The sequence below is a fragment of the Streptomyces sp. NPDC001933 genome (assembly GCF_042890955.1).
Taxonomy (GTDB): Bacteria; Actinomycetota; Actinomycetes; order Streptomycetales; family Streptomycetaceae; genus Streptomyces.
The window spans coordinates 78,869-103,797 of the sequence record NZ_JBIASS010000004.1 but is presented as its reverse complement, the minus strand read 5'-3'; the positions used below and the strand labels follow the sequence as shown (position 1 = coordinate 103,797).

The following is a 24,929-nucleotide window of genomic DNA, read 5'->3' as shown; positions in this document are numbered from 1 at the left end:
GACTTCCCGGTCCCGGAGGCGGGCGGCCTCCGGGGCCGGGAACTCGCGCTCCGCTCAGCGGCGGACCTTGCGGGTCGCCCGCAGCCACTCCTTGTTCATGGCCGAGATCGACGGCAGCGGGATGCCCTTGGGGCAGGCGGTAGCGCACTCGCCGGTGAGCGTGCAGCCGCCGAAGCCCTCACTGTCCATCTGGCCGACCATGTCGAGCACCCGGGTCTCGCGCTCCGGGGCGCCCTGCGGCAGCACGTTGAGGTGGTTGATCTTCGCCGAGGTGAAGAGCATCGCCGAGCCGTTGGGGCAGGCGGCGACGCAGGCGCCGCAGCCGATGCACTCGGCGTGCTCGAAGGCGAAGTCCGCGTCCGGCTTGGGCACCGGGGTGGCGTGCGCCTCGGGGGCGGTGCCGGTCGGGGCGGAGATGTAGCCGCCCGCCTGGATGATCCGGTCGAAGGCCGAGCGGTCCACGACCAGGTCCTTGACGACCGGGAAGGCGGAGGCGCGCCACGGTTCGATGTCGATAGTGTCGCCGTCCTCGAAGGACCGCATGTGGAGCTGGCAGGTGGTGGTGCGCTCGGGGCCGTGCGCATCGCCGTTGATGACGAGACTGCACGCGCCGCAGATTCCCTCGCGGCAGTCGTGGTCGAAGGCGACGGGGTCGTCGCCGGCGAGGATCAGTTCCTCGTTGAGGGTGTCGAGCATCTCCAGGAACGACATGTCCTGCGAGATGCCGTCCACCTCGTAGGTGGACATGGCGCCGGGTGCGCCGGCGTTCTTCTGGCGCCAGACGCGCAGGGTGAGCTTCATGCGTAGCTCCGCTGAGTGGGGTGGACGTACTCGAAGACGAGGTCTTCCTTGTGCAGGACGGGGGCCTCACCGGTGCCGGAGAACTCCCAGGCGGCGGCGTAGGAGAACTCCTCGTCCCGGCGGGCGGCTTCGCCGTCCGGGGTCTGCGACTCCTCGCGGAAGTGGCCTCCGCAGGATTCGGCGCGGTGCAGTGCGTCGAGGCACATGAGCTCGGCGAGCTCCAGGTAGTCGACGATGCGGTTGGCCTTCTCCAGCGACTGGTTGAACTCCTCGCCGGTGCCGGGGACCTTGATGCGGCGCCAGAACTCCTCGCGGATCTGCGGGATGCGTTCGAGAGCGGTGCGCAGCCCGTCCTCGGTGCGGGCCATTCCGCAGTACTCCCACATGAGTTCACCGATCTCGCGGTGGAAGGAGTCGGGGGTGCGGTCGCCGTCGACGGAGAGCAGCAGGTTGAGCCGGTCCTCGGTGTCGGCGACGGCCTCCTCGACCGCGGGGTGCGAGGCGTCGACCGCCTCGTGGTGCGGATGGCGGGCCAGGTAGTCGTTGATCGTCGACGGGAGGACGAAGTAGCCGTCGGCGAGGCCCTGCATCAGCGCGGACGCGCCGAGCCGGTTGGCGCCGTGGTCGGAGAAGTTGGCCTCGCCGATGGCGAAGAGGCCGGGGATGGTGGTCTGGAGGTCGTAGTCGACCCAGAGGCCGCCCATCGTGTAGTGCACGGCGGGGTAGATCCGCATCGGGGTCTCGTACGGGTTCTCCGCCGTGATCCGTGCGTACATGTCGAAGAGGTTGCCGTACTTCTCCTCGACCTTGTCCCGGCCCATCCGCTCGATGGCCTCGGCGAAGTCCAGATAGACGCCCTGGCCGCCGGGGCCGACGCCGCGCCCCTCGTCGCAGACGTTCTTCGCGGCGCGGGAGGCGATGTCCCTGGGGACGAGGTTACCGAAGGCGGGGTAGATGCGCTCCAGGTAGTAGTCGCGCTCGTCCTCGGGGATCTCGCCCGCGGGACGGTCGTCACCCTTGGCCTTCGGGACCCAGATCCGGCCGTCGTTGCGCAGCGACTCGCTCATCAGCGTCAGCTTGGACTGGTGGTCGCCGGTGCGCGGGATGCAGGTGGGGTGGATCTGGGTGAAGCAGGGGTTTGCGAAGTAGGCGCCGCGGCGGTGGGCGCGCCAGACGGCGGTGGCGTTGGAGTTCATGGCGTTCGTCGAGAGGTAGAAGACGTTGCCGTAGCCGCCGCTGGCCAGGACGACCGCGTCGGCGAAGTAGGTGTCGATCTTCCCGGTGACGAGGTCGCGGGCGACGATCCCCCGGGCCTTGCCGTCGACGACGACCAGGTCGAGCATCTCGGTACGGGCGTGCAGTTCGACGTTGCCCGCGGCGATCTGCCGGGACAGCGCCTGGTAGGCGCCGAGCAGGAGCTGCTGTCCGGTCTGGCCCCGGGCGTAGAAGGTGCGGGAGACCTGGACGCCGCCGAAGGAGCGGTTGTCGAGGAGGCCGCCGTACTCGCGGGCGAAGGGCACGCCCTGGGCGACGCACTGGTCGATGATCTCGACGGAGATCTGGGCGAGCCGGTGGACATTGGACTCGCGGGCCCGGAAGTCGCCGCCCTTGACGGTGTCGTAGAAGAGCCGGTGGATCGAGTCGCCGTCGTTGCGGTAGTTCTTCGCGGCGTTGATGCCGCCCTGGGCGGCGACGGAGTGGGCGCGGCGGGGCGAGTCCTGGAAGCAGAACTGGACGACGTGGTAGCCCTGTTCGGCCAGCGTCGCGCCGGCCGAGCCGCCGGCCAGGCCGGTGCCGACGACGATGACGGTGTGCTTGCGGCGGTTGGCCGGGTTGACCAGCTTGGCCTGGAAGCGGCGGGTGTCCCAGCGTTCGGCGACGGGGCCCTCGGGGGCCTTGGTGTCGACGACGGGTGCGCCGGTCTCGTAGTGCGAGTAGTCGGTCATGTCAGCTCACGACTCCGGTCATGACGGCGACGGGTACGGAGATGAAGCCCAGCGTCAGCACCGCGGCGAGGGCGTTGGCGATGGTCTTGAGGACGCGGTCACGGGTCGCTTTCCCCGCGCCGAGGGTCTGGGCGGCGCTCCAGAAGCCGTGCTGGACGTGGAGTCCGAGGGCGAGCATGGCGACGATGTAGATCGTGTTGCCGTACCAGGTGGAGAAGGTGTCGATGACGTTCTGGTACGGGTGGCCGGACTGGAATCCGCCGGAGTGCACGGTGCCCGTCGTCAGGTCGAGGATGTGCCAGACGATGAACAGGGCGAGGATGATCCCGCCCCAGCGCATGGTGCGGGTGGCATAGGTGGCACGCGGCTTCCGGTGCACGTACTTGGCGGGGCGCGCCTTGATGTCGCGGCGGCTGAGCTGGTACGCGGAGACGGCGTGCAGCACCACCGCCGCGACGAGCACGACGCGGACGATCCACAGGGCCCACTCGTAGTGCAGGAAGGGCTCGCCCATGGTCCGCAGCCAGTGCGCGTAGTGGTTGAACTCGCCGGACCCGAAGAAGATCTTCAGGTTGCCGATCATGTGGACGACCAAGTAGAGGAGCATGATCAGGCCGCTCACGGCCATGACCGTCTTCTTGCCGAGGGACGAGTCCCAGAGCGTACGCGTCATGGACGGCCGTCGGTCCGTCCGGGTTGCCAATGCCATGGACACGACGCTAGAACCGATCCACCTCATCAGTCCAAGACATGGAACAGCTCATGTTCATAGGCTGAGACTATCGACCTCGGTAGGGTGGGTGTATGCAGTTCCAGCAGCTGATGTATTTCGTGGCCGTGGCCGAGACCCGGCACTTCACCCGGGCCGCCGAGGAGGTCCATGTCTCGCAGCCCTCGCTCTCCCAGCAGATCCGGGCGCTGGAGAGCGAGCTGGGGGCGGAGCTGTTCAGCCGGGCGCGCGGAAACATCACGCTGACCGACGCCGGCGAGGCCCTGCTGCCGCTGGCCCGCCGGATCCTCGCGGACGCGGACACCGCACGCCACGAGGTGCAGGAGCTGGCGCAGCTGCGCCGGGGCCGGGTCCGGCTGGGCGCGACGCCCAGCCTCTGCACCGGCCTGCTTCCCGACGTGCTGCGCGCCTTCCACGACCGGCATCCGGGGATCCAGCTGCTGCTGGAGGAGGGCGGCTCGCTCGACCTGGTGCGGGAGCTGGCGCGGGGCGCGCTCGATCTCGCGCTGGTGGTGCTGCCCCTGCCCGCCGCGTCGCCCGCGCTGACCACGGTGGAGCTGCTCCGGGAGGACCTGGTCGTGGTGTCCTCGGCGCGGGAGCCGAGGCCCGGCCGGGGCGGGAGCGTACGGATCGCCGACCTCCAGGGCGAGCCCCTGGTGATGTTCCGGCACGGCTACGACCTGCGGGAGCTGACGGTCGCCGCCTGCCGGGCGGAGGGTTTCGAGCCGTCGTTCACGGTGGAGGGCGGCGAGATGGACGCCGTGCTCGGCTTCGTACGGGCGGGGCTCGGGATCGCCGTGGTGCCGAGCATGGTGGCCGTCCGCTCCGGCCACGGCCTGCGGACCACACCGCTGGCCCGCCCCGGGCTGCGGCGCACGATCGCGCTCGCGCACCGCAGCGACGTGGCTCCGCCGCGCGCGGCACGCGAGCTCCAGAAGGTGCTCCTCGCCGCCGGACGGGCCTGAGCGCCGAGGCGGCGGGTACGGGGTCGGCCGGAGGCCCCGTACCCGTCACCTCACACGGCGTCGGCCAGCCGCAGCGAGTGGATCCGGTCGGGCGCACCCGGCCGGGCGTAGTACCAGCCCTGTGCCGTGTCGCAGCCCAGCTTGCGCAGCTGCTCCGCCTGGGCGCCGGTCTCCACGCCCTCCACCGTGACCGCGAGGTCCAGGCTGTGCGCCAGCGAGACGATCCCCTCGACGATCTTCAGATCGACCGGGTCCGCCGGATGCTGCTGCATGCCCATGGTGAAGGAACGGTCCAGCTTGAGCACGCTCACCGGCAGCCGGCGCAGATTCGCCAGGTTCGAGTACCCGGTGCCGAAGTCGTCGAGCGCTATGTCCACGCCCATTTCGGCCAGCTGTCGCAGCGGCTTGAGCAGGTCGTCGTCCGCGCCGATGAGCGCGGACTCGGTGACCTCCAGGCAGAGCGCCCCGGGTTCGAGCCCCGAGCGCTCCAGCACGTCGACCGTCTCGGCGACCAGCCGCGGATGGTGCAGCTGGGTCGGTGAGAGATTGACGTTGATCCGCAGCGGACCGCCGTCGGTGTGCCGCTCCTGCCAGAAGTTGGCCTGGCGTACGGACTCCTCCAGCACCCAGCGGCCCAGCGGCACGATCAGCCCGGTGTGTTCGGCGAGCGGGATGAAGCGGTCCGGGCCGAGCACCCCGTGCTGCGGGTGGCACCAGCGCACCAGCGCCTCCGCGCCGTGCACCGTGCCGTCGTCGAGGTGCACGAGCGGCTGGTACTCGATGAAGAACTCGCCGCGCTCCAGGGCGGCGGGCAGCGCGGTGGTCAGCCCGTGCCGGGTGATGGCCCGTGCGTCGGCCTCGTCGTCGGCGAGTTCGAAGCGATTGCCGCCCGCCGACTTGGCCCGGTACATCGTGATGTCGGCGCTGCGCAGCACCTCGGCGGCGTTGCGCTCACGGGCCGGTCCTTCGACGACCCCGATGGATCCGCGTACGGTCAGCTCGCGGCCGTCCAGACGGATCGGGGTGCCGAGCACGCCGAGGATGCGGCAGGCGAGTTCGGCGACCTCCGTCTCGGTGTCGGGTCCGGTGGTCAGGGCCACGAACTCGTCGCCGCCGAGCCGGGCGACCATCTCTCCGGGCGCCGTCGCACAGCTCTGCAGCCGGTCGGCCACCTCGACCAGCAGCCGGTCCCCCGACGCGTGACCGAGGCTGTCGTTGATCGCCTTGAAGCCGTCCAGGTCGAGGTAGCACAGGCCGAACCTGCTGCTGTCGGCGGCGGACAGCGCCTTCTCCAGCCGTTCGAAGAACAGCGTCCGGTTGGGCAGGCCGGTGAGCGCGTCATGGGTGGCCTCGTACCGCAGCCGGAGATTGAGCAGCCGGCGCTCGGTGGTGTCCTCCATCAGCGCGAGCTGGTACTGCGGCTTGCCGTCTGCGTCACGCAGCAGCGACACCGTCAGATTGGTCCACAGCACCGTGCCGTCGTTGCGGTAGTACGGCTTCTCGACCCGGTAGTGCTCGCGTTCTCCGCGCACCAGCTCGTCGTAGTACTTCCACACGTGCGGCGAGTCCTCGGGGTGGACCCACTCGTTGAGCCTGTGGCTGCGCACATGGTGGTCGAGCCCGCCGAACATCCGGGTGAGGGTGTCGTTGACCTCCAGCACCTTGCCGTCGAGGTCGGCGATGCCGATGCCGATGGCCGCGTCCTTGAAGACGGCACGGAAGCGCGCCTCGGTCGCGTGCAGCGCGTGTTCGGCGTCGGTGCGGGCGGTCAGCGCCGATCGGGCGATGGCCTCCTGCTCGGCCAGGGTGCGCTCGCGCAGCGCCTGGGTGAAGCCGCCCGCGAGGGTGTGCTGGATCCGCGCGCAGCGGGCCCTGCTGTCCTCGGTCGACAACGCCGTGGCGCCGTTGTTTCCGCAGTAGAGCACCAGGTACGAGTCGATGACGCCGAGCGTGCTGCTCAGCGCGTCCGGATCGGTGCAGTGCGCGGTGACCAGGGCTGCCCCCACCTCGACCGCGGGTGCCGCGTCGAAGGGCCGGGCGTGCAGGATGTCGCTGAGCTCGCGGGCCAGCGGCAGCAGATGCTGTTCGAACTCGGTGCGCGTCAAGGAGGTGGCCGTCGAGGGGAAGATGGCCCGGCTCCAGATCGTGGCGAATCGCCGGAGCCGATCCTCGGGGCCGTCGGGATCCGTGTCCGGCGCACCGGACGACTGGGCGGGGATGCTCACGCCTTGCGTCCCACTCCCGCGAAGCCCGAGAACGCGTATGGGTCCTCCTGCTCCGTCACCACCGGGGCGTCCGGGCGCCAGTTCGGCATCGACACGAGGCCGGGCTCCACCATCTCGTACCCCTCGAAGAAGCGGGCAATCTCGTCGCGGGACCGCATGACCAGGGGATTGCGGATGTTCTCGTAGACGTCGACCGCGCCGCCCGCCTCTTCCCGGGTGAGCGGAAGGCCCTCGTACGAGGCGTGGGTCACGACGACGATGCTGCCGGGGGCGAGCGCTTCGCGCAGTTCGGCGACCGCGGTCTGCGGGTCGTCGGAGTCCTCGATGAAGTGGAGCACCGCGACCAGCAGCAGGGCCACCGGGCGGTCCAGGTCGAGCAGTCCGGAGATCTCCGGGCTTTTCACGATGTCCTGCGGGCGGCGCAGATCGGCGGCGGCGATCACCGCCCGGTCGTTTCCTTCGAGCACGGCCCGGCTGTGCGCGACCGCGACCGGGTCGTGGTCGACGTACGCCACCCGGGCCTCGGGGTCGGCTGCTTGGGCGACTTCGTGCACATTGCCGAAGGTCGGTATTCCGGAACCGATGTCCAGAAACTGACTGATGCCCTCGCTCACCGCGTAACGCACGGCTCGCCGCATAAAGGCGCGATTCGCCTGCATGATCTTGGGGAGTCCCGGCATGAACTCCATGGCCTTGCGTGCCGCTTCCCGGTCCACCTCGAAATTGTGCGATCCGCCCAGATAGAAATCGTACATTCGAGACACGCTCGGCACTGAAATGTCAATGCCTCGCGGTGCCCAGGCGGGACGCTCCATCGATGTCTCCAACAAGTCGCCACGGCGATCCGGCCATGTCCATGGTCAGTGTTGTCCAGAGGCTACTGATCGACTGCCAAGAGAGCGAGCGGAAACGGAAATTAGCCGTCCGTTATTGGTCACACACCAGTGGCATGTGCAACCGGGCCGTTGCTGCGGGTGACATTCGATGCCGGACCGGTCCCTGCGACGTGTCTCCGGACCCCATGCTCCGTTGCGGCCTTGGCTGTTGGTGAATCCGGTGACGGCGCCGGTTTCACATCGGCGGATTCAGTTCCGGACCGGATGGCCGGCGATGTACCGGCAGTTGGGTCCGCCGGGTCGATTGGCGGTGACAAATGCCTTGGCGGCGACGCCTTTGGAAGCGTTCTTTACCAATGAGGCAATGTCCGGTCGCTTCACCGCCACTTCACCGGTCCGGCCTGGCCGGACGCGTCAACTTCCCGACGGCTCGTCCCAGTTGCCGAGGGCACTCGCACCACCCATGACATCGGGCACCGGCCCCGCCCCTGCCGGGTTCTGCCTGGTCCCGGGCCCTCCCCCGACGGCAAACGTCCGCCGCTCCAGGTCCCCACCATCAGGCGAATCCCGCCCTCGCTCCGCGTGTCCCGTGAGCTGCCGGAACATGCTCCCGGTCGTGTACGGATCACTCATAGGACGGCTCACGGCAGCCGTCGCCCTTCTCTGGCTGCTCGGCACCCCGGCGCCCGCGGTCGCGGACAGCTGCGCGTACGCCTCCATCGGTGAGAGCGGCGGCAGTTCATCGATCGCTACGTCGGGCGACGGCAGTTGCCACGCGGGCCCGGTTCCCGAGCCGACGCCACCACCCACACCACGACCGGCACCTCCGCCACCGCCTCCCCCGCCGCCTCCACCGCCACCGCCGTCACCCGCACCGCCGCGGGCGAAGCCGGTGCCCGTGCCGCCACCCCCCGCGCCGGCGCCCACACCCACGCCGTCGCCCACACCGACGCCGTCCCCCTCGCCGTCCGTACGCCCCACACCCCGGCCCGTGGCGCTGCCCACCTACCGCAAGCCGCCGCGCAAGGTCGTGCGGCACGGCACCTCCCTGGTCAACCTCACCCTGCTGATCACGGCGCCCGCGGTGTTCGCCGTCGCCGTACTGCGTCCCCGCTCCCGCTGACCTCCGGAGGATCACAATGTCGGAATGGCTTGTTCTCGCCCTCGCCATGGCCGCGGCCAGCGCCGTAGTGCTGACCATCGCCGTACTCAACAACCGCCGGATCGGGGAGGACGACGACCCGTCCGAGACCCCTGACGTCATCGAGTACATGACGATGATGATCGGCGTGGTCTACGCGATCGTGCTGGGCCTCGCCATCGCCGGCGTCTGGGAGGGACGTGGCGCCGCGCAGGAGTACGTACGTCAGGAGGCCCAGGCACTGCACGAGGTGAGTGTCCGCTCCGCCGTCTACCCGGCCGAGGTGCGCTCCCGCATCCGCGCCGATGTCGACGCCTACGTCCACCACGTCGTCAACGACGAGTGGCGGGCGATGAGCGAGCACGGCAGCCTCACCCCCGAAGGGACCCGCCTGCTGGCCAAGGTGCGCGCCGATGTCACCCAGTACCAGCCGAGGAACGACCACGAGGGGCAGGCATATCAGCCACTGGTCGACCAGGTGGCCGCGGCCGACGACGCACGCAGCGCACGCGGGCAGAGCGCCGGTGCGACCATGCCGGGCGTGGTCTGGTTCGGCTTGATCGTCGGAGCCCTGGTGACCATTGGGCTGATGTTCACGTTGCAGATCCGCAGAACGTTCCGGGAACTCCTGCTGGCGGGCCTCTTCAGTGTTCTGATCGCCTTTCTGCTGTTCCTGATCTGGGATTTCGACTCCCCCTTCGGGCGGGGCATCTCGGCCACCGCGGCACCGTTCCTCGATCTGTTCCCCCGCGCCACCGGCGGCTAGCGGTCCGTCAGAACGGGCCGGAGTGCGCCGCTCGGGCGAACCCGGAGCCCGAGCGGCGCACTCCGATCGCGGGCGGTATGCACGGCTCCTAGCGTTTGGCACGTCGAGGTGCATTTCTGACGCTTTGTGGAAACTCGTTCCGCAAGTGCTCCTCGGGGATCCGGAGGCTCACCCATGCGCGCAATAGGCGTCGCACCCGTCGCCCTGCTAGGCGCCGCCGCTCTCGCCCTGACCGCTCCGTCCGCAGCCGCGTACGGAACGACGTCGGGAGGCGCGTCCTCCGCGACCGGATTCACCGTCACCCCGTCGGTGATCTCGCCGGGAAGCCAGGTCACCCTGGCCGCCCGGGGGTGCTCCACAACCGCAACCGCCGGCTCGGCCGTCTTCGACACCGTCACCATCCCCGCGGGTGGCACCGGAGTGGCCACGGTCGACTGGGACGCGAGACCCGGCGCCTCCTACGAAGTGACGTTCATCTGCAGCACGTCGCCCGACCCCACGGCGAAGTCCGGTCTCACGATCGCCGCGGCTCCCGCACGGGCCTCCCGTCCCGCGGTGGCCCCGGCCGGTGCGCAGGGCGGGCTCGGCGGCGGCATCGGCACGATGAACAGGGTGGAGATCGCCGCCGGAGCGGCGTCGGCGATGGCAGCGGTCGCCGGCTCCGTCCTGGTGGCACGCCGTCGCAGGGAGCGCCGCTCGCACTGACAGCAGGGTAGGTGCCGACCGAGAAGTCGCCCCGGGTCCCGTTGCGGGCCCCGGGGCGACGGGCGTTTCGGTCCGGTCCCGACGCCGGGGCCGAAGCGCCCGGCCCCGGACGGTTCTGCACCCGATGGAGGGATCCCCGGCGGGGCATCCGGCAGCCCCGGCCGAGGGCATGCCGCAGCCCGCTCCGGAGTCGGCCCGAGCAGCGGATAACCTCGCTGCCGTGACAGAACCGCAGCCTCATAAGTTCGAACGTGGCACAGACGGCCCGAAAGTGATCGTCGCAGGCCTCGACGGGTCCGATTCCTCCATGCGTGCCGCGGCCTACGCTGCGGGGCTCGCCCGCCGCCAGGGCGCCATGCTCGCCCTCGTCTACGTCCAGCCGGTGCTGCCCGCGGGGGCCGCGTTGGGCGCACCGATCGCCGATACGACCGGCGAGGTCGCGGAGGGACTGGTGAGCGAGATCCGGGAGTCGACCCAACGGGTGAAGGAAATATGGGACGTGCGCTGGGAGTTCCACACCTTCCGCGGCGATCCCTACAACGGGCTCGTGACCGCGGCGGACGAACTGAAGGCGGACGCCGTGGTCGTGGGCGCGTCGGAATCGGCCGGACACCGGTTCATCGGCTCGGTCGCGATCCGGCTGGTGAAGGCAGGCCGTTGGCCCGTCACGGTGGTCCCGTAGGCGCCGCGGAATCCTTCACTCCGACGGACGGCACGCCTTCTTCCGCACCGGCTCCGCCTGAGCCATCATGAGCGCCCGTCAGGGACAGCCGTCAGCGGAGAGGTGACTCATGGCAAGGCTCCGAGTGGGCGAGGGTGTGCTGCGCCGCAAGCCGATCGAGCAGATCGACGAGAAAGCGCCTGCGGGGGAAGCCACCACTCAGCTCACCAGAACGCTCGGACTGTGGCAGCTCACGGCCATCGGCGTGGGCGGCATCATCGGCGCGGGCATCTTCACCCTCGCCGGCACGGTGGCGAACGGCACCGCCGGTCCCGCCGTCCTGGTCTCGTTCCTGATCGCGGGTGTGGCGAGTGCCGCGGCCGCGTTCAGCTACGCGGAGTTCGCGGGCCTGATCCCGAAGGCCGGCTCCGCCTACACCTACGGGTACGCGGTGCTCGGCGAGCTGGTGGGCTGGTTCATCGGCTGGGACCTGCTGCTGGAGTACACGGCGATCGTGGCGGTGGTCGCCATCGGCATCTCCGGCTACTTCAGCTTCCTGCTCGGGGAGATGGGGCTCGAAGTCCCGAAGTGGATGCTGGGCGCGCCCGGCACCGGCGACGGCCACAAGGTGGACCTGTTCGCCGCGCTGCTCTGTCTGCTCGTCGCGTACCTGCTCACCCTCGGCATCAAGAACGCGGCCCGCTTCGAGACGGTCGTGGTCGTCCTGAAGGTCCTGGTCGTCCTGCTGGTCATCGGCGTCGGTGTGTTCCACATCAACACCGCCAACTACACCCCGTTCTTCCCGTTCGGGATCAGCGGGGCCTTCACCGGTGCGGCCACGGTGTTCTTCGCGGTGTTCGGGTACGACGCCATGTCGACTGCGGCCGAGGAGTCCAAGGACGCCCAGCGCCACATGCCGAAGGCGATCCTGTACTCCCTCGGGATCTCCATGGTGCTCTACGTGGCGGCGTGCCTGGTGCTGACGGGGATGCAGAGCTACAAGGACATCGACCCGGAGTCCGGCTTCTCCACGGCCTTCAAGTCGGTGGGGCTCGACCGGCTCGCCGATGTGATCGCGGTGGGCGCGATCATCGGCATCCTCACGGTGATGTTCACCTTCATGCTCGGCGTGACCCGGGTGTGGTTCTCGATGAGCCGTGACGGGCTGCTGCCGAAGTGGTTCGCCAAGACCCATCCGACCCGGCACGTGCCGACCCGGGTGACCTGGATCGTCGGTGGCGCCTCGGCCCTGATCGCCGGGTTCCTGCCGATCGGCGAGGCCGCCGAGCTGACCAACATCGGCATTCTGCTGGCGTTCGTCGTGGTGTGCATCGCGGTGATCGTGCTGCGCTACAAGCAGCCGGAGCTGCCGCGCACGTTCCGCACCCCCGGCATGCCGTTCGTCCCGGCGCTCGGGGTGGTGTTCTCGATCTGGCTGATCACCTTCCTCCAGTGGCAGACCTGGGTGCGTTTCGTGATCTGGTTCCTGATCGGTCTGGTCATCTACTTCGGCTACTCGTACCGGAAGTCGAACATGGCGAACACCTCCGGAACGGGGACGGGGACGGGCTGACCGGGTGATCGGGCGGCTGCCCGGCCGCCGCCCGACCGTTCACCGCACCATTCGCCGCACTGTGCGACCGCTCGTCGCACGAGGCCGCCCACCGCCTGTTCCTCGGCGCCCCGATGCGTTCGTATACGCCAGTCGGCAGCGAAGCCGCAGGGCCTCGGCGGAAAGGGCGTTCACGATGACCATCACGACGACCGATGAGCGGACCCTCGCGGATCTGCAACGGGAGCACGGGCCCGCCCTCCTGCATTTCCTGCTCGGTCTGACCTTCGGCGACCGGCAGCGCGCCGAGGACCTGCTCCAGGAGACCCTGGTCCGGGCCTGGCAGCATCCGGAGGCCTTCGACGCCCCGTACGACTCGATGCGGCCCTGGCTCTTCACCGTCGCGCGGCGGCTGGCGATCGACGCGCGCCGCTCCAGGCAGGCCCGGCCGGCCGAGGTCGGCGACGCCGTGCTGGAGACCACCCCGGCCGGCGAGGACCCCGCCGACACCACGGTCTCGGCGCTCGACGTACGCGACGCGGTACGCACCCTCAGTCCGGAGCACCGCGCGGTCCTCGTCCAGATGTACTTCCGCGGGCTCACCGTGGACGAGACGGCCCGGGTTCTCGGCATTCCGGCGGGCACGGTCAAGTCGCGCTCCTACTACGCGCTGCGCCGGCTCTCCCACAACCTCCCCGGCTACTCCAGCAGGTCCTCCTCACGCAGCAGGGCGAGCAACGAGACGGCCTCCGCGGCCTCCACGTAGTCGGCGGCGCAGCGGTCGCAGGACTGCAGATGGCGCGAGACCGTGCGGGTCTCGCCCGCCGGGAGCGCGTCGAGTACGTAGGCGCCCAGCGCATGGCGCACGTGCGGGCCCTCCCCGGGATCGGCGGTCATCGCATCCTCGTGTCGTCGACGCATCCGGTGGTGACGGATCCTGTCCTTCTGGCCACGCGGGGCGCGCTCCCCCGGTTCAATGCTCCGTGAAGCGCGGTACCGAACAGAGAAAGAGGCGAGACGGGATGTGCCCGGAGCGTCAGAATGGAACCGGTGGGGCCGGGCTGCAGGTCCCGATGGCCTGGATGTACGCGGAGTACATCGCCGATGAGCTGCTGCGGACCGGCGATCTGATGGAACCGTCCACACTGGAGTACCGAGCGGGGCGCGATGCCCTCGCTCTCACCGTATTCCTCTCGGACGGCGCGGTGGCCGATGCGCTGCCCGCGGCCCGGCTGGACGAGCTGCGCCTGCTGACGGCGTACGGGGCGACGTGGTGCGGCTGGGTCCGTGAGCGGCTGGACGCGCTCGGCGCGGCCCCGGTGTCCGGCACGGCCGGCCCGGATCCCGATCTGGCCCTGGCCCGCGCAGCCTGGCGCTGGCTGGAGGAGACCGAGCTGCTCGCGGCCGACCTCGACGCCATCGCGCCGCCGCCCTGGGAGCCGGTGGGCGACGGGCCGGAAGCGGAGGAGGCGGCCCAGGTGTGGACGCCGGCCTGGCAACTGGGGCTGCCGCTGGGGCATCTGGCGATCCATCTCCACTGACAGGGACCCGGTCGGCCGGTCAGGAACCGTGCACCCCGGCACGGTACTTCGGCAGCCGTACGGTGATCTTCATCCCGGCGCCGATGCCCGTCTCGATGACGAGGCCGTAGTCGTCCCCGTACACCTGGCGCAGCCGTTCGTCGACGTTGAGCAGTCCGATTCCGGTGGAGTGGCCGCCCTCGCCGCGCAGGATGTGGCGCAGGCGCTCCGGGTCCATTCCGGTGCCGTCGTCCTCGATGACGACCTCGGCCTCGGAGCCGGCGTCCAGGGCGCTGATGGTGATGCGGCTGGAGGTGACGGCCCCTTCGAGGCCGTGCTTGACGGCGTTCTCGACGAGCGGCTGGAGGCAGAGGAACGGCAGGGCGACGGGCAGTACCTCGGGGGCGACCTGGAGGGTGACCAGGAGCCGTTCGCCGAAGCGGGCGCGCACCAGTGCCAGGTACTGGTCGATGGAGTGGAGTTCGTCGGCGAGGGTGGTGAAGTCGCCGTGGCTGCGGAACGAGTAGCGGGTGAAGTCGGCGAATTCCAGCAGGAGTTCGCGGGCCCGTTCCGGGTCGGTGCGGACGAACGAGGCTATGGCGGCGAGCGAGTTGAAGATGAAGTGCGGGGAGATCTGGGCCCGCAGCGCTCTGATCTCGGCCTCGATGAGCTGGGTGCGGGAGCGGTCGAGCTCGGCGAGTTCCAGCTGTACGCAGACCCAGCGGGCCACCTCTCCGGCGGCGCGCGCCAGCACCGCGGATTCGCGCGGGGCGTAGGCGATCAGGGTGCCCAGGACCCGGTTGTCGACGGTGAGCGGCACGGCGACGGCCCAGCGCAGCGGGCAGTCCAGGTCGTCGCAGTCGCTGCGGAAGGCGGTGTCCCGGCCGCTGGCGAGCAGGTCGCGGACCTGGTCCATGACGTGGCGGCCGTGGTGTTCGCCCTCGCCGTCCCAGACGAGGACCCGGTCGCGGTCGGTGAGGCAGAGCGCTTCCGTGCCGAGCAGGGAGCGCAGCCGGCGGGCGGACCTGCGGGCGCTCTCCTCGGTGAGACCGGCGCGCAGCGGGGGCGCGGCGAGCGAGGCGGTGTGCAGGGTCTCGAAGGTGGCGTGCTCGACGGGGGTCCCGACGTCGCTGGTGCGCAGGGGCCGGGCGGTGCGGCGGCCGAGCAGGAAACCCGCGCCGAGCAGCAGCAGGGCGAGCAGGACGAGTGCGGCGTATCCGGCGCTCGTCATCGGTGCCTCCCCGACGTCAGTGCTTCGGGCAGGTGGAAGCGGGTCATGGCGGCGTTGGTGCCCGGGGGTATCCGGCCGGGGGTGGCGAGGGAGACCAGGATCATCGCGAGGAAGCCGACCGGCACCGACCAGACGGCGGGCCAGGCGAGCAGGGTGTGCGGCCAGCCGGGCGGGCGGACCGCGCCGCTGACGGTGATGGCGACGGACAGGAACGCGGAGCCGCCGCCGAGCAGCAGTCCGGCGATGGCGCCGGGCGGGGTGAGCCGCCGCCACCAGATGCCGAGGACCAGCAGCGGGCAGAAGGAGGACGCGGAGACGGCGAACGCCATGCCGACGGAGTCGGCCACCGGCACCCGGCTGACGATCAGCGAACCGGCCAGCGGTACGCACATGGCGAGGACGGTGGCCAGCCGGAAGTGTCGTACCCCGCGCGAGGGCAGGACGTCCTGGGTGATGACCCCGGCGACGGCCATGGTGAGCCCGGAGGCGGTCGACAGGAACGCGGCGAACGCGCCGCCCGCGATGAGCGCGCCGAGCAGCTCCCCGCCGAGTCCGCCGACGATCCGGCCGGGCAGCAGCAGCACGGCGGCGTCCGCGTCCCCGCCGTGGATCAGCTCGGGGGCGTACAGCCTGCCCAGGGCTCCGTAGACCGGGGGCAGCAGGTAGAACACGCCGATGAGGGCGAGGACGGCGACCGTGGTGCGGCGGGCGTCGCGGCCGTTGGGGCTGGTGTAGAAGCGGACCACGACGTGCGGCAGCCCCATGGTGCCGAGGAAGGTCGCGACGATCAGCCCGTAGGTGGCGTACAGCGGGTGGTCGGCGCGGAAGACGGAGAGCTGCTCGTCGAAGCTGACGCGGGGGCGTCCGTCGCCCTGCCAGGCGAGCACCAGGAAGATCGCGGGGACCAGGAGCGCGGTCAGTTTCAGCCAGTACTGGAACACCTGGACGAAGGTGATGGAGCGCATGCCGCCCGCAGCGACGGCGATGACGACGACGGAGGCCACGAGCACGTCGCCGAGCCAGCCGGGCGCCCCGGTGAGGATCTTGAGCGTCAGCCCCGCGCCCTGGAGCTGCGGTACGAGGTAGAGCCAGCCCGCCGCGACCACGAAGACGCTGACCAGTCTGCGCACCTGCCGTGATTCCAGCCTTCCTTCGGCGAAGTCGGGCAGGGTGTACGCCCCCGAGCGGCGCAGCGGTGCGGCGACGAAGACCAGCAGCACCAGATAGCCCGCGGTGTAGCCGACCGGGTACCAGAGCATGTCCGGGCCGTGCACCAGCACCAGGCCGGCGATGCCGAGGAAGGAGGCGGCGGAGAGGTATTCGCCGCTGATGGCTGCGGCGTTGAGCCGGGGCCGTACGGTGCGCGAGGCGACGTAGAAGTCGGAGGTGGTGCGGGAGATGCGCAGTCCGAAGCCGCCGACGAGGACGGTCGCGAGGACGACGGCGGCGACCGCCGCCACCGCGTACGTACGGCTCACTGTGCGGGGCGGCCTTCCACGAGCCGGGCGAAGTCGCGTTCGTTGCGCTCGGCCCGTCGCACGTACCACCAGGCGATCAGGGTGAGCGGCGGGTAGGCGGCGAAGCCGAGGACCGCCCAGACGAGCGCGGCGCTGTGCAGGGCCTCGAAGACCAGCGGCAGCGTCCCGACGACCACGGCGAGGACGGTGAACGCGGTGATCCCGGCCCGCAGTTGGCTGCGCATCAGCGAACGGACGTACGCGCCGCCGAGCGCAGTCTGCTCGTCGATCTCCGACTGGGTGCGGTAGCGCGGCAGCGGGCGCACCCGCCGGGGCTCCCCCGTCACCACTTCGCGCCGGGGCGCTGGCTCTGCGGACATGGGCCCGGAGTGTATGCGGCGCCGGACCGCCGTGGGAAGGGCCGGATCCTGGTCGGTGCTGGTCAGCGGCCGGTCTGGCGCATCAGCAGATCACGCAGCGCCCGGGTGTGGCGGCGGCTCACCGCGAGCTCCGCGGTGCCGATGCGGACGCTCATGCTGCCCGCGTCGAGGCGGAGTTCGTCGATCCGGCCCAGGGCGACGAGGTGGCGCCGGTGGATGCGTACGAAGCCCCGGGAGCGCCAGCGCTCCTCCAGGGTGGTGAGGGGGACGCGGACGAGGTGGCTGCCGGTGGCGGTGTGCAGCCGGGCGTAGTCGCCCTGGGCCTCGGCGTAGGCGATGTCGTCGATCGGGACGAACCGGATGACTCCGCCGAGCTCCACCGGGATCTGGTCGCCCGCGGTGTCGAGCACGGGCGCGGAGCGGTCGCCCACCTGTTCGGCGACCCGGCGCACCGCCTCGGCCAGCCGCTCGCGGCGTACGGGTTTGAGGACGTAGTCGACGGCCTTCAGATCGAACGCCTGGACGGCGAAGCCCTCGTGGGCGGTGACGAAGACGATGAGGGGAGGCGCGGCGAAGCCGACCAGCAGCTGGGCGACGTCGAGACCGGTGAGGCCCGCCATGTGGATGTCCAGGAACACGACGTCGATGGCCGCCGGGTCGTCCGGGCCCGCCTCGACGGCGGCGCCGATGCGGCGCAGCGCCTCGGTGGCCCCGGTGGCCCCCTCGGCACTGCTGATCCGGGGATCGGCGCGCAGGAGGTACAGGAGTTCCTCCAGGGCGGGTTCTTCGTCGTCGACGGCGAGTACGCGCAGCATGGGCCGGAGTGTAGAGCGCGCACGGGGGTGCGGAGCCCGGTGATTCACCGCTTCTTCGCGTACCGGCCCGCCCGCGCACCCCGGCGGGTCATTTCAGCAGCCTGGACAGGCGGCGGTCGGCCAGCGGCCTGCCGCCGGTCTGGCAGGTCGGGCAGTACTGGAGCGAGGAGTCGCTGAACGACACCTCGCGGATGGTGTCCCCGCAGACCGGGCAGGGCTCGCCGGTGCGTCCGTGGACCCGCATCCCGCTCTTCTTCTCGGCCTTGAGCTTCCCGGCCGTGAGGCCGCTGGATCGGGCCACCGCGTCCTGGAGCGTGGTGCGCGTCGCCGTGTGGAGCGCGGTGATCTGCTCGTCGGTGAGGTTCGCGGTGAGCAGGTACGGCGACATCTTCGCGACGTGCAGGATCTCGTCGCTGTAGGCGTTTCCGATGCCGGCGATCAGCGACTGGTCGCGCAGCGCGCCCTTGATCCGGCGGCGTTCCCCGGCGAGCAGCGCGGCGAACGCGTCGCGGTCGAAGGAGTCGGCGAGGGGGTCGGGGCCCAGCCGGGCGATGCCCGGCACCTGGGCCGGATCGTGCACCAGGTACACGGCGATGCGCTTGGTGGTGCCCGCCTCGGTGAGGTCGAAGCCGTCGCCGCCGGTCAGCACGGTGCGCAGTGCCAGGGGCCCCTTGCCGGGGCGCGGCGGTTCGGCGGGGAAGGCGTCCTTCCAGCGCAGCCAGCCGGCCCGCGCGAGATGGGTGATCAGGTGCAGCGGCCCGGCGCCGATGTCCAGGAACTTGCCGTGCCGGGCGATGCCGGTGACCGCACCACCGTGGAGGGCGGACAGCGGGGGGTCGTACGTCTTGAGGACGCTCACGTTGAGCGGCAGGACGCGGTCGATCTCCTTGCCGACCAGGTGGTCGTCGAGGAAGACCCGCAGGGCTTCGACCTCCGGCAGTTCGGGCATGGTCCCAGACTGCCAAAAGCGTCGGTCCGGTGCCTGTCGGCGGCCTTGTACCCGCTCGGCCGTGGTGGCTCTCAGAGGCCGTAGACCCGCTCGGCCGTGGTGGCGAGGACCTGAGCCCGCTCCTCCCCGGTGAGGGCGTCGGTGAGGGTGCGTGCCGTGTCGACGACCTCCTCGTACGTCGCCGCGAGCCGGCACACGGGCCAGTCCGAGCCGAACATCAGCCGGTCGGGGCCGAAGGCGTCGAGGACGGTGTCGGCGTACGGGCGCAGGTCGTGCACGGTCCAGGAGCGCACATCGGCCTCGGTGACCAGGCCGGAGAGTTTGCAGACGGTGTTGGGGCGGGCGGCCAGCGCCCTGATGTCGTCCGCCCAGGGGCGCAGCTCACCGGCGGCGACGGGGGGCTTGCCGGCGTGGTCGAGCACGAAGGCCAGCTCGGGCAGCAGCGCCGCCGCCTGGACGGTGGCGGGCAGTTGGCGGGCCTGGACGACGAGGTCGTAGACGAGCCCGGCGTCGGCGACGGCGCGCAGTCCGCGCAGGACCTCGGGGCGCAGCAGCCAGCCGGGGTCGGGCTCGCCCTGGACCTGGTGGCGGATGCCGACGAGCCGGTCGCCGCCGGGCAGTTCACGCAAGTGGGCCAGGGTGTCGGCGATGTCCGGCGCCGTGAGGTCGCACCAGCCGACGACGCCCGCGACGAGGTCGTTGTCGTGGGCGAGCGCCAGGAACTCGGGGGTCTCCGCCGCGACGGTGACGGTCTGGACGAGGACGGTGGCGCACACCCCGGCGGCGCGTGCCTCGGGTTCCAGGTCGGCCAGGGTGAAGTTCCGCCGGAGCGGGGCGAGTCCGTCGCCGGTGATCCAGTCCTGGTCGCGTACCGAGAGGTCCCACACATGGTGGTGGGCGTCGACGATCCGTTCCTGACCGGTCATGTCACAGCTCCCAGGCGACCGGGAGCCCGGCCGCGGCGCCGTCGGCCGAGTAGTCGTGCGCGACGTCGAGCAGTTCGTCCATCCTGGCCTGCCAGGCGATGTTGACGGGGAGCCGCTCCAGCTCGGCGAGGAGTGCGGCGTAGTCCTCGCAGTCGATGACGTGGAAGAGGTCGGTGCCGCTGCGCCAGATCGTCCAGGACGTGGCGCCCGCCGCGCGGATCGCGGCGGTGAGCTCCGCCGGGACCTCGCGGTGCGCGGCCTCGTACTCCTCGATGCGGTCGGCGCGGACCTTGGTGTGCAGGGCGATTCTCATGTCAGTGTCCGTTCTCGGTCAGCAGGCCCTCGGCGCGCAGCTCGTCCCAGAGCTCGTCCGGGATCTCGCGGCGGAGCAGGGCGGCGGCGTCGCGCACCTCGCCCGGGGAGCGGATGCCCACGAGGACCGTGGCGACGGCCGGGTGGGCGAGCGGGTAGTGGAGGGCGGCGGCCCGCAGCGGGACGCCGTGGCCCTCCGTGACGGCCTTGATCCGCAGGGCCCGGTCCAGGAGGGTGAGGGGCGCGGCCGTGTAGTCGTACGTGGCGCCGGGGCGCGGGTCGGCGAGCAGCCCGGAGTTGAAGACCCCTCCGACGACCACGCTGCGGCCCCGGGCGGCCGCCTCGGGCAGCAGCTCGTCGAGCGCGGACTGGTCGAGGAGGGTGTAGCGCCCGGCGCAGAGCACCACGTCGACGTCGGTGTCGCGCAGGAACCGGGTCAGCATCGCGGTCTGGTTCATCCCGGCGCCGATGGCGCCGACGACGCCCTGGGCGCGCAGCTTCTCCAGTGCCGGGTACGCCTCGTCGAACGCGGCCCGCGCGTGGTCGTCGGGGTCGTGCAGATAGGCGATGTCGATACGGTCGAGCCCGAGCCGCTCCAGGCTGTCCTCGATGCTGCGGCGTACGCCGTCGGCGCTGAAGTCCCAGCGTCGGCGGTGGGTGGCGGGTACGGCGAAGCCCTCGGAGAGGCCGTCGGCGTTGTAGCCGGAGCCGGTGGCGTCGGCGGGCAGCGGGTCGAGCACCCGCCCCACCTTGGTGGACAGCACGTACGAGTCGCGGGACCGGGAGCGCAGGGCCTCGCCCAGCCGTCGTTCGGAGAGGCCGAGTCCGTAGTGCGGCGCGGTGTCGAAGTAGCGGACGTCCTCGTCCCAGGCGGCGTCGACCGCGGCGGCCGCCCGCGCCGGGTCGACGGCGGTGAAGAGATTGCCGATGGCGGCCGCCCCGAAGGACAGCTCGGTGACCTCGACCGCGCTGCTTCCCAGCCTGTTGCGCCGCATGCTTCCGCCGCCCTCCCCGATGATCGTTTCCTGCACACAGGAATATTCATCGGATCACTTGGGCACGTCAACACCTCGGCGGCCACTGGTTGTGGCACTTTCCTGGATATCTGTCCGATCTATGACCGATCGGGGGCAGCGTTTCTGTGGCCGGTCCGGGGCGGGCGTCAACTCAGTGCGCCGACAGCAGGGCGAGCAGCTCGGCCAGCTCGTCGTCGGCGCAGCGCGCCAGCCGGTCCAGATCGGGCAGCGCCTTGCCGTCGGCGACCAGCCCGACCCGCACCCGGCCGCCGTACGTGGACAGCGCGACGGCGAGGGACTGACCGCGGGCGAGCGGCGCCATCGGGTAGACCGCGCGCAGCGGGCAGCCGCCGAGCGAGAGCGCCGAACGCGGCAGGGGCACGCTGGTGACCAGGACGTCGAAGAGCATCCTGGCGGCGTTCCCGGCGATCGGCGCACCGAAGCGGTGGGCGAGCGAGGGAAGTTGATCGGCGAGCACGGCGACCGCGCCGGCGCCGCGGAAGGGACCCGCGGCCTTGTTGCGGTCCATGGCGGCGCGGACGACGGCGAGCCGCCGCCACGGGTCGGGTTCGCCGACCGGGAGCCCGAGCAGATAGGCGGAGAGCTTGTTCCCGGACGCCGCGGCCTGGCCCGGCCTGCGCCGGGAGACCGGCACCAGGGCGCGCGGGTCCTCGACGGGCAGTGGTTCACCGCGCTCGCGCATCCAGCGGCGCAGCGCCCCGGCGACGATCGCGAGCAGGACGTCGTTGGTCGTGCCGCCCGCGGCGCGGCGGATCCGCTGGACGGCTTCGAGGTCCAGGTCCGCGGTGGCCAGCCGCCGGGTGCCGCTGGAGCTCGCGGTGAGTGCGGGCGTGCCGCGCGGATCGAGGCGGCTGGCCCGCACCATGGAGGCGCCGACGCCGAACGCCCGCCCGAGATCCTCGATCCGGCCGAGCGCGAATCCGGCGACCTGGCGCGGGCCGGGCATCCAGGAGCGGGGCGGGACGGTGCGCGCCCGGCGGACGGGGGTTCCGGCGCGGGTCCGGCCGACGGCGGCGATCTCGTCGAAGATCCCGGCGCCGATGGCGACCGCGCGCATGCCGTCGGCCAGCGCGTGGTGGAGTTTGACGAGCACCGCGAAGGGGCCGCCGTCGGCGCCGCCGATCACGTACATCTGCCAGGGCGGCAGCCCCCGTTCGAGCGGCCGCTCCATCAGTTCACCGGCGAGCCGGGTGGCGCCCGCCATGAAACCGCCGTCCTCGTCCCGCGCCTCCGCCCCGGTCAGCCGCACCCGCCCGATGTGCCGGTGGACGTCGAAGTCCTTGTCGACGAACCAGGCCGCGCCGCCGACGGGCAGCAGTACGTCCCTGACCCGCATCCGCAGCCGGGGAATGGCGGCGGCGCGTACGCCCAGCAGTTCGAGCACGGTCTCCGCGTCGGCGCCGTGCGCCGGGCCGGGGGCCGGCGAGAAGACGGCGAGCGCGCCGAGGTGCATCGGGTGGGCATCGGATTCGAGGTGCCAGAAGGCAAGATCGAGGGGTGCCAGCAGCTCAGTTCCCAACGGATCCTCATGTCGTCGAAGACAAGGACTGACGGAGTCGCCAAAGACTTGCGGAGTCGCAGTCAATCGCTCGCGATCGGTTACGGTCAAGTACAGACATCTTACGTTCCGTTACTATCAGGTAAAGAAGTGCGTTTCTCACTCGTGTGCCGGGATGACGAATTCGCACCAGACGCACTTGCCACCGCCCCGGGACTCCACGCCCCACAGGTCCGTCAGCCGGTCCACCAGCATCAGCCCCCGCCCGGACACCCCGGCCTCCCCCGCGTCCCGGCGCCTGGGCAGCGCGCTGGAGCGGTCCTCGACGTCGACCCGCAGCCGCCGCTCGGGGCCGGTGAGCACCCGGATGGTGACGATGGCCCCGCCGTCGGTGTGCATGAGCGCATTGGTGATCAGCTCGTCGGCGGCCAGCTCGACCTCGTCGGCGCGCGCCTTGGCGCCCCAGGCCCGCACCGCCGCCCGGATCATGTGGCGCGCGGAGCTCAGCGCCTCCGGGTCGCTCTGCGCGACGTGCTGCTGGAGCCGGCCGCCGGGCTGGGGTGCGTGGGCGGCCTTGCGGCGCAGCATCAGGACGGCGACGTCGTCCTCGCCGCCGCGCTCGTCGACCTCCTCGCAGAGCCGGTCGGCCAGCCGCTGGAGGTCCTGCGGGCCGTTGCGCACCATGGCCGTCAGCAGCTGGATGCCCTCGTCGAGATCGGCACCCGGCATCTCCACCAGCCCGTCGGTGAACATCACCAGGGTCTGGCCGGGGTCCAGCTCCACGGTGCTGACCGGGTATTCGAGCCGCTCGAACTCGGCCGAGAGCCCCAGCGGCAGCCCGCCCTCCGCGGGAAGCCTGCGGCAGCTGCCGTCGCTCTCGCGCACCAGCGGGTCGACATGGCCGGCCCGGACCAGCTGCACCACCCCGGTCGTCAGATCGGCCTCGGCGTAGGTGCAGGTCGCGAAGCGGTCCGTGTCCAGCTCGTGCAGGAAGACCGAGGCCCGCGCCATCACCGTGGCAGGGCTGTGCCCCTCGGCCGCGTAGGCGCGCAGCACGATGCGCAGCTGCCCCATGACGGCCGCCGCGTGGGTGTCGTGGCCCTGCACATCCCCGATGACGGCCCCGACCCGGCCGCCGGGCAGCGGAATGACGTCGTACCAGTCGCCCCCGATGTCCCGGCCCAGCCGGGCCGAGCGGTAGCGGACTGCGATCTGCGCCCCCGGCACGTCCGGGATCCTACGCGGCAGCATGGCCTGCTGGAGGCCCTCGGCGAGGTCGTGCTCCTGCTCGTACAGCATGGCCCGCTGCAGGCTCTGCGCGATGGAGCTGCCGAGCGCGACCAGCAGATTGCGTTCGTCGCCGGTGAAGCCGTCCTTGTCGCTGTAGAGCAGGCCGAGCGCGCCGATGGGGCGGGCCTGGGCGATCAGCGGCAGATAGGCCGCCGAGGTGATGCCGAGGTGGCTGATGTGGGGCCACAGGATCGGGTACGAGGTGGCGAAGTCGGTGGCGGACTCGATGAAGCGGGGGGTGAGGGTGCGCACGACCTCGCTCATCGGGTACTGCTCGTCCGTCCGGGTGTACCGGGTGCCGGGCACGAAGGAGTCCTCCGGCCCGTCGGCCACCAGATGGATGCGCCCGGCCTCTATCAGCCCCATGACCAGGCTGGTCGCGCCGAGATGCGCCAGCCCCTGGGAGTTCTTCAGCACTTCGATGACGTCGCCGACGGTGCGGGCGTGGGCCAGCGCGGCCGTGGTGCCGTCCACCAGGCTGGTGCGGCGGCGCCGCTCCGTGTCCAGTTCGCTGCGGGCGGTCGAGTCGGCCAGCTCCTGGGTCGCATCGCGGACGATGCCGATGATGCGGTGCGGGCGGCCGGTGCCGTCCCGCCGAATGAAGCCCTGGGTGTGGGTCCAGCGGAGGCTGCCGTCGCGCCGCCTGATCCTGAAGTACGCCCCGTAATTGCTCTGCCCCCGCTTGAGCGCCTGCGCGACCATGGCGTCGAGCCGGACGCCCTCGTCCGGCGGCACCCGCAGTCCCAGCGTCTCCGGCCGGTTGTCGTACTCCTCCGTCCTCAGGTCGAACACGTCGAGCGCGGGCCGGTCCATGTGCATGAGGCCACTGTCCAGGTCCCAGTCGAAGCTGCCCATACGGTTCAGGGCGAGGCTGAGATCCGGGTGGGCGGGCCAGTCGTCCGGGAGTGACAGGGCACCCGCTACCCGATCATCCATGCGGGTCACTCTGCCATCATTTGTCCGATTCTTCGAGCGAACCCCGCACGGCCGGGCGAATCCCGCACTCGCGCCACCCGAGTGCACTTCACGCCATTTCGAGCACCGCACGGAGGGACCGGACGTCTCGTAGGGCGAACCGCCCCGAGGCCGCGGACCGGCAACGGATACGGTGTTCCGTGGAGCACGGTAAGCCCAGCCTTACCTTTACCCTGAGCTGCACTGCCCGCATCAGCACGTTCTAAGGACC

The 24,929-nt window shown here is 71.1% G+C and carries 24 protein-coding genes; 8 read left to right on the top strand and 16 right to left on the bottom strand.

Going from position 1 to position 24,929, the window contains the following annotated elements; all coding sequences use genetic code 11:
* Positions 1–54: 54 nt before the first annotated feature.
* From ACFYY7_RS11510 to ACFYY7_RS11500, 3 genes are read right to left on the bottom strand one after another with little or no spacing between them, the layout of a single operon-like run.
* Entirely contained in the window at positions 55–801 is a 747-nt protein-coding gene (locus tag ACFYY7_RS11510; protein ID WP_388660026.1) for a succinate dehydrogenase/fumarate reductase iron-sulfur subunit, read from the bottom strand.
* A complete protein-coding gene (locus tag ACFYY7_RS11505) occupies positions 798–2,747 on the bottom strand; it encodes a fumarate reductase/succinate dehydrogenase flavoprotein subunit (protein ID WP_388660023.1) in 1,950 nt (649 codons plus the stop codon). The genes ACFYY7_RS11510 and ACFYY7_RS11505 overlap by 4 nt, the downstream gene beginning before the upstream one ends.
* A 1-nt stretch (position 2,748) precedes the next feature.
* Positions 2,749–3,456, bottom strand: coding sequence for a succinate dehydrogenase (locus tag ACFYY7_RS11500; protein ID WP_388660020.1), 708 nt, complete (start codon positions 3,454–3,456; stop codon positions 2,749–2,751).
* A 95-nt stretch (positions 3,457–3,551) separates the two neighbouring features.
* On the opposite strand from ACFYY7_RS11500, the gene ACFYY7_RS11495 reads away from it, so the two are divergent.
* A complete protein-coding gene (locus ACFYY7_RS11495; protein WP_388660017.1) occupies positions 3,552–4,442 on the top strand; it encodes a LysR family transcriptional regulator in 891 nt (296 codons plus the stop codon).
* Positions 4,443–4,492: 50 nt separating this feature from the next.
* Here ACFYY7_RS11495 and ACFYY7_RS11490 read toward each other — a convergent pair whose 3' ends face one another.
* On the bottom strand, positions 4,493–6,667 hold the full coding sequence (locus tag ACFYY7_RS11490; protein ID WP_388660014.1) for a putative bifunctional diguanylate cyclase/phosphodiesterase: 2,175 nt from the start codon (positions 6,665–6,667) through the stop codon (positions 4,493–4,495).
* Positions 6,664–7,482, bottom strand: coding sequence for an SAM-dependent methyltransferase (locus ACFYY7_RS11485; RefSeq protein ID WP_388660011.1), 819 nt, complete (start codon positions 7,480–7,482; stop codon positions 6,664–6,666). The genes ACFYY7_RS11490 and ACFYY7_RS11485 overlap by 4 nt, the downstream gene beginning before the upstream one ends.
* A gap of 1,012 nt (positions 7,483–8,494) precedes the next feature.
* Here ACFYY7_RS11485 and ACFYY7_RS11480 point away from each other — a divergent pair.
* From ACFYY7_RS11480 to ACFYY7_RS11455, 6 genes are all read left to right on the top strand, one after another.
* Entirely contained in the window at positions 8,495–8,626 is a 132-nt protein-coding gene (locus tag ACFYY7_RS11480; RefSeq protein WP_351252274.1) for a hypothetical protein, read from the top strand.
* A gap of 16 nt (positions 8,627–8,642) precedes the next feature.
* Positions 8,643–9,410 (top strand): hypothetical protein, encoded by a 768-nt coding sequence (locus ACFYY7_RS11475; RefSeq protein ID WP_388660008.1) that lies wholly within the window; start codon positions 8,643–8,645, stop codon positions 9,408–9,410.
* Between the two features lie 174 nt (positions 9,411–9,584).
* Positions 9,585–10,115 carry a hypothetical protein gene (locus ACFYY7_RS11470; RefSeq protein WP_388660005.1) on the top strand — a complete coding sequence of 177 codons (531 nt, stop codon included), beginning with the start codon at positions 9,585–9,587 and terminating at the stop codon, positions 10,113–10,115.
* Positions 10,116–10,335: 220 nt separating this feature from the next.
* Entirely contained in the window at positions 10,336–10,797 is a 462-nt protein-coding gene (locus ACFYY7_RS11465; protein WP_351252277.1) for a universal stress protein, read from the top strand.
* A 109-nt stretch (positions 10,798–10,906) separates the two neighbouring features.
* On the top strand, positions 10,907–12,349 hold the full coding sequence (locus tag ACFYY7_RS11460) for an amino acid permease (RefSeq protein ID WP_388660002.1): 1,443 nt from the start codon (positions 10,907–10,909) through the stop codon (positions 12,347–12,349).
* Between the two features lie 175 nt (positions 12,350–12,524).
* Positions 12,525–13,094 (top strand): sigma-70 family RNA polymerase sigma factor, encoded by a 570-nt coding sequence (locus tag ACFYY7_RS11455; protein WP_388659999.1) that lies wholly within the window; start codon positions 12,525–12,527, stop codon positions 13,092–13,094.
* Here ACFYY7_RS11455 and ACFYY7_RS11450 read toward each other — a convergent pair.
* Positions 13,028–13,225 (bottom strand): zf-HC2 domain-containing protein, encoded by a 198-nt coding sequence (locus tag ACFYY7_RS11450; RefSeq protein WP_266727483.1) that lies wholly within the window; start codon positions 13,223–13,225, stop codon positions 13,028–13,030. The genes ACFYY7_RS11455 and ACFYY7_RS11450 overlap by 67 nt on opposite strands.
* 125 nt (positions 13,226–13,350) lie before the next feature.
* Between ACFYY7_RS11450 and ACFYY7_RS11445 the strand changes: the two genes are divergently transcribed.
* Positions 13,351–13,869, top strand: coding sequence for a hypothetical protein (locus tag ACFYY7_RS11445; protein ID WP_388659996.1), 519 nt, complete (start codon positions 13,351–13,353; stop codon positions 13,867–13,869).
* Positions 13,870–13,888: 19 nt separating this feature from the next.
* Here ACFYY7_RS11445 and ACFYY7_RS11440 read toward each other — a convergent pair whose 3' ends face one another.
* The 10 genes from ACFYY7_RS11440 to ACFYY7_RS11395 form a co-directional block, all read right to left on the bottom strand.
* Entirely contained in the window at positions 13,889–15,079 is a 1,191-nt protein-coding gene (locus ACFYY7_RS11440; RefSeq protein ID WP_266727487.1) for a sensor histidine kinase, read from the bottom strand.
* On the bottom strand, positions 15,076–16,557 hold the full coding sequence (locus tag ACFYY7_RS11435) for a cation acetate symporter (protein ID WP_388659992.1): 1,482 nt from the start codon (positions 16,555–16,557) through the stop codon (positions 15,076–15,078). The genes ACFYY7_RS11440 and ACFYY7_RS11435 overlap by 4 nt, the downstream gene beginning before the upstream one ends.
* Complete coding sequence (locus tag ACFYY7_RS11430; RefSeq protein ID WP_388659989.1) at positions 16,554–16,916, bottom strand: hypothetical protein; 363 nt, start codon at positions 16,914–16,916, stop codon at positions 16,554–16,556. Before ACFYY7_RS11430 ends, ACFYY7_RS11435 begins: the two co-directional genes overlap by 4 nt.
* A gap of 62 nt (positions 16,917–16,978) precedes the next feature.
* The gene (locus tag ACFYY7_RS11425) at positions 16,979–17,731 is read right to left on the bottom strand and encodes a LytR/AlgR family response regulator transcription factor (protein WP_388659986.1); all 753 of its coding nucleotides are present in this window, start codon (positions 17,729–17,731) and stop codon (positions 16,979–16,981) included.
* An 88-nt stretch (positions 17,732–17,819) separates the two neighbouring features.
* Complete coding sequence (locus tag ACFYY7_RS11420) at positions 17,820–18,680, bottom strand: Fpg/Nei family DNA glycosylase (protein ID WP_388659983.1); 861 nt, start codon at positions 18,678–18,680, stop codon at positions 17,820–17,822.
* A gap of 71 nt (positions 18,681–18,751) precedes the next feature.
* Positions 18,752–19,606 (bottom strand): amidohydrolase family protein, encoded by an 855-nt coding sequence (locus ACFYY7_RS11415; RefSeq protein WP_388659980.1) that lies wholly within the window; start codon positions 19,604–19,606, stop codon positions 18,752–18,754.
* Position 19,607: 1 nt separating this feature from the next.
* Complete coding sequence (locus ACFYY7_RS11410; protein WP_388659977.1) at positions 19,608–19,919, bottom strand: L-rhamnose mutarotase; 312 nt, start codon at positions 19,917–19,919, stop codon at positions 19,608–19,610.
* Between the two features lies 1 nt (position 19,920).
* On the bottom strand, positions 19,921–20,913 hold the full coding sequence (locus ACFYY7_RS11405; protein ID WP_388661067.1) for an aldo/keto reductase: 993 nt from the start codon (positions 20,911–20,913) through the stop codon (positions 19,921–19,923).
* Positions 20,914–21,085: 172 nt separating this feature from the next.
* On the bottom strand, positions 21,086–22,474 hold the full coding sequence (locus tag ACFYY7_RS11400; protein WP_388659974.1) for a wax ester/triacylglycerol synthase family O-acyltransferase: 1,389 nt from the start codon (positions 22,472–22,474) through the stop codon (positions 21,086–21,088).
* A gap of 138 nt (positions 22,475–22,612) precedes the next feature.
* A complete protein-coding gene (locus tag ACFYY7_RS11395; RefSeq protein ID WP_388659971.1) occupies positions 22,613–24,679 on the bottom strand; it encodes a SpoIIE family protein phosphatase in 2,067 nt (688 codons plus the stop codon).
* Positions 24,680–24,929 lie beyond the last annotated feature (250 nt).